Raw genomic sequence first — 12,568 nt, forward strand, 5'->3', positions numbered from 1 at the left:
CCGCGTGACGCGGCAGGTCGGACTCTTCCCCCCAGCACAAAAGGACTCGCACGACCACCCCGGCGCCGAGGCCGGCGACGTTGCCGAGGTCCATATTGGACATACTCGGAACGTACGCCCTGATTCGCCGACAGCCGGGCGGTTGCGCGTCCGACCAACACTTTCCTCAGCTACAGATCACGCTGTCCATACCACTTCAACGACGCCGGAGCGGACCACTTGTCGCTGAATCTAAGTCTGTCAATAGATGGTCAATCGCGTGAAACGCTGGCAGTGCGGCTCCGTAACGCATTTCGCACACAGATCGAGGAGGGCACGCTTCGTCCCGGCACCCGACTGCCGTCGAGCCGGCAGCTCGCCGTCGACCTCGGGGTGTCCCGCAGTGTGGTCGTCGAGGCGTACGAACAACTCTGCGCCGAGGGGTACCTCGTCTCCCAACACGGCTCGGGCACCTCGGTGGCGGCGACGGCACGAACCGACAGCGGCTCGGCGCTCACACCCGACGACCGCACGACGACGGCCGCGGTCTGGGACCTGCGCACCGGCGGCCTGCACAGCTCCACCTTCCCCCGCCAGGACTGGATCCGGGCGGTCAGCGCGGTGGTCACCTCGGCCGGCCACCGCGAGCTGGGGTACGCCCCACCGTCCGGCCTACCGGTCGTTCGGCACACCCTCGCCGGCTACCTCGGTCGGGTACGGGGCGTCCGCAGCCGGCCCGAACACCTCATGATCACCTCGGGGTTCGCCCAGGGGCTCGCACTGCTCTGCCGGCAGCTGCGCGACCGGGGCCACCACAGCGTCGGGGTGGAGGACCCGGGTCACCCGGGCGAGTGGGAGTTCATCGCCGACGCCGGGCTACGCCCGGTGGGTCTCCCGGTGGACGCCGACGGCATCCGGGTCGACGCGCTGGCCGCGAGCGGGGTGCGCGCCGTGCTCGTCACCCCGGCCAGCCAGTTCCCCACCGGGGCCACCCTCGGTGCGCAACGCCGGGAGCAACTCGTCGCCTGGGCCGAGGCGGTCGACGGCTACATCGTCGAGGACGACTTCGACGCCGCCTTCGTGGCCCCGGCGCAGCGGATGCCGGCACTGCAGAGTCTCGCTCCCGACCGGGTGATCTACGCCGGCAGCGCCAGCAAGGTCCTCGCCCCGGCGCTGCGCCTCGGCTGGCTGGCCACCCCGGCCGCGCTCACCGCGCCGATCGAACGGCTCCGCGCCGGCTGGGACATCGGCTGCTCCGGCCTGGAGCAACTCGCCCTGGCGCGGCTGATCGACACCGGCGCCTTCGACCGGCACCTCCGCCGACTCGCGGCCGACATCCAGAAGCGCCGTCAGGCGGTCCACCAGTTCGTCGCCCGCGAGATGCCCGGCACCAGCCTGTCCGGGGGGCACAACGGGTTGCAGGCGTACCTGGTGCTGCCCGCGCGGTGCGACGAGGAGGCCCTGGTGCAGGCGGCACGGCGTCGCTCGGTGCTGGTCCGCGGCGGTCGCTTCTACGCGCTGCGAGCCGACGACCGACCGCCGGCGCTGGTCGTCGGCTTCGCCGGGGTGCGCGGCTCGGAACTGAGCCGCGGCCTGGCCGGGATCGCCGGGGCGTACCGGGAGACGACCGGCCGCACCGGCGCCCGGACGACACCCGAGACCCCTGTCGCCTCGGCGTCGTCACGCTGGACGGCCTCCCGGGTGCGGCGAACCTAGGGGTGTCCGCTGGTCCCGGCAGCGGGCTACGGTCCGGCCGTGCCCGTACCGCGATACGCGCGCGGGTCACTCGGAATCGTCGTCTGTCGAAGCGTCAGACGACGGGGGAGGGGTCGACCGGTGTTCAGGCGTATCGCGATCATCAATCGGGGAGAGGCCGCGATGCGGCTGATCCATGCCGTACGGGATCTGTCCGCGGAGTCGGGTGAGCAGGTCGAGACGGTCGCCCTCTACACCGACGAGGACCGGACCGCGACCTTCGTCCGCGCGGCCGACGTGACCTATCCGCTGGGCGCCGCGGCCACCCGCCCCTACCTCAACCACGAGCTGCTGGAGCGCGCCCTGGTCGAGACCGGCGCCGACGCGGCCTGGGTCGGCTGGGGCTTCGTCGCGGAGGATCCGGTGTTCGCCGAACTGTGCGAGCGGCTCGGGGTGACGTTCGTGGGGCCCAGCGCGGAGGCCATGCGCAAGCTCGGGGACAAGATCGGCTCGAAGCTGATCGCCGAGCAGGTGGGCGTGCCGGTCGCCCCGTGGAGTCGGGGCGAGGTCGCCACGCTGGAGGATGCCCTTCGCGCGGGCGAACAGATCGGCTATCCGCTCATGCTCAAGGCGACCGCCGGCGGTGGTGGACGTGGCATCCGGCGGGTCGACTCGGCGGAGGACCTCACCGACGCCTACGAGCGGACCAGCCAGGAGGCGCTGCGGGCCTTCGGCTCCGGCGTCGTCTTCCTGGAACGCCTCGTCACCGGCGCCCGGCACGTCGAGGTGCAGATGATCGCCGACGGGCAGGGCGGCGCCTGGGCGCTCGGCGTACGGGACTGCTCGGTGCAACGTCGCAACCAGAAGATCATCGAGGAGTCCGCGTCGCCGGTGCTGGCGGCGGAACAGGTCGCCGAGGTGAAGGCCGCGGCGGTGCGGCTCGCGCTGGCGGTCGGCTACCGGGGCGCCGGCACTGTCGAGTTCCTGTACCACCCGGCCCAGAAGCTCTTCGCGTTCCTGGAGGTCAACACGCGCCTGCAGGTCGAGCACCCGATCACCGAGATCACCACCGGCACCGACCTGGTCAAACTCCAACTACACGTGGCCGGTGGTGGCCGCCTCGACGGTGCGACACCGGTCGAGGCGGGTCACGCCGTCGAGGCCCGCCTCAACGCCGAGGACCCGGACCGCGACTTCGCGCCCTCCCCCGGCAGGATCGTCCGGCTCGCGCTACCGGCCGGCCCGGGCATCCGGGTGGACACCGGTGTCAGCGAGGGCGACAGCATCCCGGCGGCCTTCGACTCGATGATCGCCAAGATCATCGCGTACGGCCGGGACCGCGACGAGGCGCTCGGCCGACTGCGCCGGGCCATGGCCGAGACCACAGTCATCATCGAGGGCGGCGCCACCAACAAGAGCTTCGTGCTGGACCTGCTCGACCAGTCCGAGGTGATCGACGGCTCCGCCGACACCGGCTGGATCGACCGGGTCCGCGCCGAAGGCCGCCTGGTCACCCACCGCCACTCCGCGCTCGCCCTCGCCGCGGCCGCCATCGAGGCATACCAGGACGAGGAGGACGTCAGCCGGCAACGCCTGTTCACCACCGCGCACGGAGGCCGACCGCAGGCGCAGCACGAGACCGGGCGTCCGCTCGACCTCAAACTGCGCGGCGTCGGCTATCGGGTCGCGGTGTCCCGGGTGAGCCACGAGCGGTTCCGCGTCGGCCTGTCGGCGGGCGGCGACGTCCACCGCCTGGACGTGGAGATGCAGCGGTTCGACGAGCACCGTGGGCAGCTGCTGGTCAACGGGGACCGCTTCCGGTTGGTGACCGCCACCCACGGGCCGATCCACACGGTCGAGGTCGACGGCGTCACCCACCGGGTCAGCAGGGACGAGGGCGGCGTGGTCCGCTCCCCCGCACCCGCCCTCGTCGTCGCCACTCCCCTCGCCGCCGGTGACGAGGTCGAGGCGGGCGCACCCATCCTGGTGCTGGAGAGCATGAAGATGGAGAACGTGCTCCGGGCCCCCTTCAAGGCCCGGGTACGCGAGTGCCCGGTCTCGGTCGGCAGCCAGGTCGAGACCGGCACCCCCCTGATGCGCCTCGAACCGCTGGCCGACGCCGCCACCGAGGAGACGCCGGGTGCGGCCGAGACCATCGAGATCGACCTGCCCTCCGCGCCGGCCGGGCAGTCGGCGACGCAGGCCCTGGACGATCTGCGCGCGCTCCTGCTCGGCTACGACGTCGGTCCGGGCGAGGTCACGCACCACCCAGCCACGCGTACCGAGCCGCCGACCGTCCAGCTCGACCTCCTGACGATCTTCGCGAACCTGGCGGAGTTGGCCCGCAACAAGCCGCGTCGGGCCGCCGACGCCCAGCCGGGCAGTGCCGTGCACACCCCGCGCGAGTTCTTCCACAGCTACCTGCAGAGCCTCGACGTCGAACGGGCCGGCGTCTCACCCACCTTCGTGGCACGCCTGGAACGGGTCCTCGCCCATTACGGCGTCACAAGCCTCGACCGGACACCGGAGCTGGAGGACGCCGTCTTCCGGATCTTCCTGGCCCAGCAGCGTATGGCCGCCGCCGTGCCTGTCGTCTCCGAGGTGCTGCGCCACCTGCTCGCGGGACCGGCACCCGCCGGTGAGCTGCGCGAACCCGCCGGATCCGTCCTCGAACGACTGATCGAGGCCACCCAGGTCCGCTTCCCGGCGATCGCCGATCTGGCCCGTGGCCTGGTCTTCCGCTGGTACGCCCAGCCCCTGCTGCGCCGCACCCGCGCCGAGGACTACGCCGAGGTTCGCGCCGACCTGCGACACCTCGACCAACACCCGGACGCCCCGGACCGGGCCGAGCGCGTCCAGCGGATGGTCTCCTGCCGGCAACCCCTCGTCCGGATCATCGGCCAGCGCATCCGACGCGGGGGCCACACCGAGCACGGCCCCCTGCTGGAGGTGCTCACCCGGCGCTACTACGGCAACCGCGGACTGCGGGCCGTCACCGCGCGAGGCGACTTCATCACCACCGAGCACGGCACCACGCACATCGTGGCGGGCGCCACCGACATCCCCCGTCTCCCGGAAACCCTCACCGCGCTCGCCGAACTGGCCGCCGACGCCCCGGCCCGGCTGGTCGCCGACCTCTACGTCGCGTTGGGCGACCAACCCGACGACGACGACGCGATCGCGGTACGGCTCGGGAAGCTCTTCGCGGACCAGCCGCCGCCCTCGACCCTCGATCGGGTGACCGCCACCGTGGCCAGCACCAACGGCGCGGTCATGCACCACTACTTCACCTTCCGGCCCGGCGAGACCGGCTTCACCGAGGACCGGCTGATCCGCGGCCTGCACCCGCAGATCGCCCAGCGCCTGCAACTGGAACGGCTCCGCGAGTTCGACCTGACCCGGCTGTCCTCGGCCGACGAGGAGATCTACCTCTTCAAGGCCGTGGCGCACAGCAACCCGGCCGACGAACGGCTGATCGCCATGGGCCAGATCCGCGACCTGACCCCGTTGCGGGAGACCGACGGGCGGCTGGTCGCGCTGCCCGCCCTGGAGGAGGCCACCACCCTGGCCCTGGACGCGATCCGCGACATCCAGGCGCGGCGCCCGCAGGACAAGCGCTTCGACACCAACCGGATCATGATGTACGTCTGGCCGCCCACCAACCTGTCGCGCGACGAACTGAACGCGCTGGTCCAGCGGATCCTGCCGACCACGACCGGTGCTGGCCTGGAAGAGGTGCAGTTCATCGCCCGGCAGCCGCGCTCGGCCGGGGACGTGGCGGTGACGATCACCCTGGATCCGGGCAACGGTGCCCGGCTGCACGTGGGCGCGCCGTCCACCGAACCGGTGCGACCGTTGGACGACTACCGGCAGAAGGTGCTGCGGGCCGCACGCCGGGGCACGACCTACCCGTACGAGCTGACCGGGCTGCTGGGCCGCTTCACCGAGTACGACCTCGACCCGTCCGGGACGCTCGTGCCGGTCGACCGGCCGAAGGGGAGGAACTCGGCGGCCATCGTCGCCGGCGTGGTGACGACCCCGACCGAGCGGTACCCGGAGGGGATCACCCGCGTGGTGCTGCTCGGCGACCCGACGAAGTCGCTGGGCGCGCTCTCCGAACCGGAGTGCGTCCGCGTGATCGCCGCCCTCGACCTGGCCGAGACCATGCGGGTGCCCCTCGAATGGTTCGCGCTGTCGGCCGGAGCCCGCATCTCGATGAGTTCCGGGACGGAGAACATGGACTGGGTCGCCGCCGCGCTCAAGCGCGTCGTGACGTTCACCCAGGCCGGCGGTGAGATCAACATCGTGGTGGCCGGCATCAACGTCGGCGCGCAGCCGTACTGGAACGCCGAGGCGACGATGCTCATGCACACCAGGGGCATCCTGGTGATGACCCCGGACTCGGCCATGGTGCTCACCGGCAAGCACTCGTTGGACTTCTCCGGTGGTGTGTCCGCCGAGGACAACTTCGGCATCGGTGGCTACGACCGGGTGATGGGGCCCAACGGGCAGGCCCAGTACTGGGCACCCGACCTGCCGGCGGCCCGGGACGTGCTGATGGCGCACTACGACCACACCTACGTCGTACCCGGGGAGACCGGGCCTCGGCGGGCCGACACCGACGACCCGGTGGACCGGGACGTCTCGGACTACCCGCACACCGTCGACGGCAGCGACTTCACCACAGTCGGGCAGATCTTCTCGGCGGACCACAACCCGGACCGCAAGAAGGCCTTCGACATCCGTACGGTCATGCGCGCCCTGTCCGACCAGGACCACCCCGTCCTGGAACGCTGGGCCGGGATGGCCGACGCCGACACGTCGGTGGTGCAGGACGCACACGTCGGTGGCTATCCCGTCTGCCTCATCGGCATCGAGTCGCGGCCGGTCCCCCGGCGCGGATTCCCACCCACCGACGGGCCGGACACCTACACGGCGGGCACGCTGTTCCCCCGCTCGTCGAAGAAGACGGCACGGGCCATCAACGCGGCCTCCGGCAACCGTCCGCTCGTCGTCCTGGCCAACCTGTCCGGCTTCGACGGCTCCCCCGAGTCGATGCGCAACCTCCAACTGGAGTACGGGGCCGAGATCGGCCGGGCGATCGTCAACTTCGACGGGCCGATCGTCTTCACGGTGATCTCCCGCTACCACGGTGGGGCGTTCGTGGTCTTCTCCAAGGCCCTCAACCCGAACATGTCCGTGCTCGCGTTGGAGGGATCGTTCGCCTCGGTGCTCGGCGGCGCCCCGGCCGCGGCTGTCGTCTTCTCCGGTGAGGTGAACACCCGCACCGCCAGGGACCCGCGAGTCGCGGACCTCCACGCGCAGGTGGCGGGGACGACGGGCGCCCAGCGCGCGGCGTTGAACGTCCGGCTCGCCGAGGTGCGCTCGTCGGTCCGCGCGGAGAAGTTGGGCGAGGTGGCCGCCGAGTTCGACCGGGTGCACAGCATCCAACGCGCCGTCCAGGTCGGCTCGGTCGACGCCATCGTCAGCACGGCCGACCTGCGGCCGCGCGTCATCGAGGCGATCGAGCACGGCCTGAAGAGCTGAACAGAGCCGCGACCCTCCGCACCTCGCGTTTGCCTCGCCCGTGCGGCACCGCGGTACTAGGGGTCTGTGTCGACGTCGGAGCCGCCACCATGCTGGATTCGGGAGCAACGACGCTCCCTGGCGGAGAGGAACGATCCGATGCCCCAGCAGTATCTGACGCTCGACCGGCCGGCCCTGGCACCGACATCCGAGCCCGTGTTGGTGTTCCTCCAGGGTGGACCGGAAGGCGTTCCGCGCACGATGGTGGCCAGCGTGGAGCAGCTGGTCTACGGGAAGATCAAGGTGCCCTACCTGGCCGGCTACGAGCACTTCGAGCGCCGCGTCGGCGACGGCTCCCCACTGTTGTTCACGTGGACCGGCCGGACCAAGATCGCCGAGTGACCCGGGGCGGATCGCGGGCCGTACCCCTGCCAGCGGCCCTGGCACGACGGCCCGCGACCGGACCCCCACCTGCTGCCCGGCCCCTAGCCGTCGAGGGCACTCCCTTAGCCCGGCGAGCCCGGCCCGTGAAAGCTGCAACGTTCGTTCCCTGCGGCTACCAGCGCCGATACTGTTGAAGCGTGACCAATGTCAGCCGCATTCAGCCACTGCCGCCCAACGGCGTCGGGTCGGATGCCGCTGACTCCGGAACCGTTTCTCCGGCGCGGAGGAAGCCATGATCGAGTCCATTCTTCCCGGCGCCGTGACGGCCGTCGACACGTTCGTGGACCCGCCGGGCGCCGAGCTCTTCCCCGAGGAGGAGGCAGTCGTCCGCAAGGCGGTGGACAAGCGCCGCCGCGAGTTCACCACGGCCCGCTGGTGCGCCCGCCAGGCGATGCGACGGATCGGGATCGCTCCCGCGCCGGTCCTGCCCGGCACCCGGGGCGAGCCCCAGTGGCCGTTCGGGATGGTCGGCAGCATCACCCACTGCGCCGGCTACCGCGCCGCCGTCCTCGCCGAGCAGGAGAAGGTCACCACCGTCGGCATCGACGCCGAGCCCAACGAGGCCCTCGCCAACGGCGTGCTCGAAGCCGTCTCCCTGGCCGAGGAGCGGGACCGGATCGCCGTCCTGCTGCGGGACCATCCCGGTGTCGCCTGGGACCGGCTGCTGTTCAGCGCCAAGGAGTCGGTCTACAAGGCCTGGTTCCCGCTGACCGCGCGATGGCTCGACTTCGAGGACGCGAACATCGTCATCGACCCGCTGAGCGGGACGTTCAGCGCCGCGCTGCTGGTGACCGGGCCCTGGGTGCACGGTCGGCGGCTCAGCGGCTTCAGCGGCCGGTGGATGGCCGAGCAGGGCCTCGTCGTCACCGCCATCACCGTGCTCGCCCCGGTGGCCCCGAAGACCCGTGCCACCGGCCGTCTCGCCGCCCACCGCTAGCGCACGACACGGTGGCCGCCTCCCGTGTGGGAGGCGGCCACCGTGTCGTCTGCGGTCAGCCCGCGATCGGTGAGCCGGTCGCCGTACTCATCGCTGAAGCCGTTCCAACAGGTCCACCGCGGCCTCGGCGAGCACCGTGCCGGGCGGGAAGACGGCCGAGGCCCCGGCCCGGCGAAGCGCGGCGATGTCACCGGGAGGAACCACCCCACCGACCACGATCATGATGTCCGCGCCACCCAGGGCGGTCAGCGCCTCGCGCAACGCCGGCACCAGGGTGAGGTGACCGGCGGCGAGCGAGTTGACTCCGACGACGTGCACGTCCGCGTCGACGGCCTGCCGGGCCACCTCGTCCGGGGTCTGGAACAGCGGACCGACCTCGACGTCGAAACCCAGGTCGGCGAAGGCCGTGGCGACGACCTTCTGACCGCGGTCGTGACCGTCCTGGCCCATCTTGGCGACCAGGATGCGCGGGCGGACCCCCCGCCGCTCGGCGAACGCGTCGGCGGCGGCACGGGCCCGCGCGACACCGGGATCGGCGCCCGCCTCGTCGCGGTACACGCCGCTGGTCGTGCGGATGTGGGCGACGTGCCGGCCGTACGCCGTCTCCAGGGCCGCGGAGATCTCCCCGACGGTGGCGTGGGCTCGGGCGGCGGTGACGGCCAGGTCGAGCAGGTTGGCCGCCGGGTCGGTGGCGCCGCGGGTGAGCGCGGCCAGGGCGGCGTCGCAGGCCGGCTGGTCGCGTTCGGCGCGCAGCCGGCGTAGCTTGGCGACCTGCTCGGCGCGGACCGCCGTGTTGTCCACCTTGCGCACCTCGATGGGGTCCTCGACCACCGGCCGGTGCCGGTTCACGCCGATCACCGGTTGGCGGCCCGAGTCGATCCGCGCCTGGGTACGCGCGGCGGCCTCCTCGATCCGCAACTTCGGCAACCCCTGCTCGATGGCCCGGGCCATACCGCCGGCCTGCTCGACCTCCCGGATGTGACCCCATGCCCGCTGGGCCAGGTCGTGGGTGAGCCGCTCCAGGTAGGCGCTACCGCCCCACGGGTCGATCACCTGGGTGGTGCCCGACTCCTGCTGCAGCAGCAGTTGGGTGTTGCGGGCGATGCGGGCGGAGAAGTCGGTCGGCAACGCCAACGCCTCGTCCAGCGCGTTCGTGTGCAGCGACTGCGTGTGACCCTGGGTGGCCGCCATCGCCTCGACACAGGTCCGCACCACGTTGTTGTACGGGTCCTGCGCCGTCAACGACCAGCCGGACGTTTGACAGTGGGTGCGCAGCGACAACGACTTCGGGTCGGTCGCGCCGGCGTCGCGCAGCAGCCGCGCCCACAGCAGGCGGCCGGCCCGCAGCTTCGCCACCTCCATGAAGAAGTGCATACCGACCGCCCAGAAGAACGACAGTCGGGGAGCGAACGCGTCGACGTCCAGCCCGGCGGTCTTGCCGGCGCGCACGTACTCGGCCCCGTCCGCGAGGGTGTACGCCAACTCCAGGTCGGCGGTCGCACCGGCCTCGTGCATGTGGTAGCCGGAGATCGAGATCGAGTTGAACCGGGGCATCCGCTGCGAGATGTAGGCGAAGATGTCCGCCACGATCCGCATCGACGGCTCCGGCGGATAGATGTACGTGTTGCGGACCATGAACTCCTTGAGGATGTCGTTCTGGATGGTCCCCGCCAACCGCTCGGGCGTGACCCCCTGCTCCTCGGCGGTGACGATGTAGAGGGCGAGGATCGGCAGCACCGCGCCGTTCATGGTCATCGACACGCTGATCCGGTCCAGCGGGATGCCGGCGAACAGCTCCCGCATGTCGAGGATCGAGTCGATCGCCACTCCGGCCATGCCCACGTCACCGGCCACCCGGGGGTGGTCGGAGTCGTAGCCACGGTGGGTGGCCAGGTCGAACGCGACCGACAGGCCCTTCTGGCCGCCGGCCAGGTTGCGCCGGTAGAACGCGTTGGACTCCTGCGCGGTGGAGAAACCGGCGTACTGGCGGACCGTCCACGGGCGGGTGGTGTACATGGTCGGGTAGGGGCCGCGCACGAACGGGGCGATGCCGGGCAGCGAGTCGAGGAAGTCCACGCCGGCCAGGTCGTCGGCGGTGTAGAACTGCTTGACCCCGATCCCCTCCGGGGTCTGCCACACCTCGGTCGGCTCCGGGGTCGGTCCACTCGGCGCCTGTGGTGTGCCGAGCGCGACGTCGGCGTACGAGGGGATCATCGGGGCACTCCGAGGTCGTCGAGGGTGGTCTCCAACACGTGCACGGCGTCGCATCCGGCGTACAGGTAGGCGTCGACGCCGGGATGCCCGCCGGGCCGCCCGGCCAGCCAGACCTTCGCCGCGCCGGCCTGCCGCAGCGCGGTCGCGACCGGCGCGGCCTGCTCGGCGTAGACCCGGTCGGACGAGCAGAGGCAGACCACGGCCCCGGGCGGGACCGCGTCGCCGGGGGCCGTCGTCACGGTGCGGATGCCGCCGGCGGCGAACAGGTTCGCGGTGAAGGTGACCCGGGCGTTGTGCTCGGACGTCCGTCCGATCGCGACCAGGTGCACCAGCGGCGGCGTCGGCGCGCCGTCGGCTCGGCGACGCAGCTCCTCGAAGCGGTACGCGTAACGGTGGCGGGGCAGGCCGCCGACGGGAGCGGGCGATCCGGCATGGTGGGCGGGGACCTGCTCGTCCAGATCGGGGAACTCGCTGACCCCGGTGATCGCGTCCTGCCGGCGGGCCAGCCGCGCGGCCCGGCGCTCCCAGGTGGCGGCCAGCCGGTCGGCGACCAGACCGCTGCGCAGCGCCGTCCCGATGCCGCCGGCCCGCTCGATCGTGGTGAACCAGTCCCAGGCCGCGCGGGCCAGGTCCTCGGTGCGTGACTCGACGTACCAGGATCCGCCGGCCGGGTCGGTGACCCGATCCAGGTGTGCCTCGTCCATCAGGATGATCTGGGTGTTGCGGGCGATCCGCTGGGCCGTCTCGTCGGGTCGCCCCAGGGCCAGGTCGAACGGCTGGACGGTGATCGCCCCGGCGCCGCCGACGCCCGCGCCGAAGCAGGCGATCGTGGTCCGCAGCAGGTTGCTCCACGGGTCCCGGGCGGTCATCATCGCGGCCGAGGTGACCGCGTGCTGCCGCTGCGCCGACGGCCGGTTGGCACCTGCCACCTCGGTGACCCGGTGCCAGAGTCGGCGGGCCGCCCGGAGCTTGGCGATCGTGGCGAACTGGTCGGCGGTCGCGGCGTACCGGAACTCGAGCTGGGCGAGCGACCTGGTCAGCGGGATCCCCCGGTCGCTCATCGCCCGCAGGTACGCGACGCCGGTGGCCAGCGCGCAACCCAACTCCTCGGCGTCACTGCCGCCCGCGTCGTGGTAGGTGGTCGCGTCGACGGTCAACGCCCGCAACCCGGGGTGCGCCGTCACCGACTGGGCGGCCAGCTCCGCGGCGACCCCGAGTTCCGGTTCGACGCCGCTCGCCGCGTACGCCCCGTACGGGTCGGCGCCGAGGTTGCCCCGCAACACGCGAGGCTCGATGTGCTGCCTGGTGGCCACATCCAGCAGGGCGGCGGCGGCCTTGTCGGTCTCGGTGCCGGCGTCGAGCACGATGCCGGTACGGTCCAGTGGGATGCCGGCGAGCAGCTCGCCCAGCTGCTCGGGTGCCGTCGCCCGCAGCCACAGCGAGGTCGCCCCTCCGTGCAGGTCGGCTCGGGCCGCCGTCGCGGTGCGTACCGGGTCGGGGTCGGTGTGCACGGTCCGCACGTCCCACCGGCCGCCGACCCCACCGCCCCGGGTGAACGGCGCCTGCCCGGGCCGGCCGTCCGGCACCGTGGTGTCGCGCGAGGTGTAGAGCGGGGCCAGCGGGAATCCGTCGTACGTGGTGGTGGCCAGCAGGTCCGCGGCCTCACCCGCCCGGGTGTTCTCGTCCGCCTTGCCGGACTTGCGCAGCACGCTCAGGGTGAGCCGCTGCCAGTCCTCGATGGCGGGAACCGGGAAGTCGTCTGTCATGAGTGTT

Annotated in this window: 6 protein-coding genes; 4 read left to right on the plus strand and 2 right to left on the minus strand. The window is 72.0% G+C overall.

Annotated features, from left to right (window positions below):
* Positions 1–273: 273 nt before the first annotated feature.
* The 4 genes from ABGB10_RS09285 (at position 274) to ABGB10_RS09300 (ending at position 8,581) form a co-directional block, all read left to right on the plus strand.
* Positions 274–1,695, plus strand: a complete 1,422-nt coding sequence (locus ABGB10_RS09285) for a PLP-dependent aminotransferase family protein (protein WP_347660452.1) — start codon at positions 274–276, stop codon at positions 1,693–1,695.
* 120 nt (positions 1,696–1,815) lie between these two features.
* The gene (locus ABGB10_RS09290) at positions 1,816–7,221 is read left to right on the plus strand and encodes a biotin carboxylase N-terminal domain-containing protein (RefSeq protein ID WP_347660453.1); all 5,406 of its coding nucleotides are present in this window, start codon (positions 1,816–1,818) and stop codon (positions 7,219–7,221) included.
* Positions 7,222–7,359: 138 nt separating this feature from the next.
* A complete protein-coding gene (locus ABGB10_RS09295; RefSeq protein ID WP_347660454.1) occupies positions 7,360–7,602 on the plus strand; it encodes a DUF5988 family protein in 243 nt (80 codons plus the stop codon).
* A 274-nt stretch (positions 7,603–7,876) separates the two neighbouring features.
* Positions 7,877–8,581 carry a 4'-phosphopantetheinyl transferase superfamily protein gene (locus tag ABGB10_RS09300; RefSeq protein ID WP_347660455.1) on the plus strand — a complete coding sequence of 235 codons (705 nt, stop codon included), beginning with the start codon at positions 7,877–7,879 and terminating at the stop codon, positions 8,579–8,581.
* Positions 8,582–8,668: 87 nt separating this feature from the next.
* Here the strand turns inward: ABGB10_RS09300 and scpA are convergent, their stop codons facing one another.
* Together scpA and ABGB10_RS09310 are read right to left on the minus strand one after the other, a co-directional pair.
* On the minus strand, positions 8,669–10,795 hold the full coding sequence (gene scpA, locus ABGB10_RS09305) for a methylmalonyl-CoA mutase (protein ID WP_347660456.1): 2,127 nt from the start codon (positions 10,793–10,795) through the stop codon (positions 8,669–8,671).
* Entirely contained in the window at positions 10,792–12,561 is a 1,770-nt protein-coding gene (locus ABGB10_RS09310; protein ID WP_347660457.1) for a methylmalonyl-CoA mutase family protein, read from the minus strand. Before ABGB10_RS09310 ends, scpA begins: the two co-directional genes overlap by 4 nt.
* Positions 12,562–12,568 lie beyond the last annotated feature (7 nt).

It is taken from the genome of Micromonospora sp. B9E7 (assembly GCF_039871815.1).
Taxonomy (GTDB): Bacteria; Actinomycetota; Actinomycetes; order Mycobacteriales; family Micromonosporaceae; genus Micromonospora.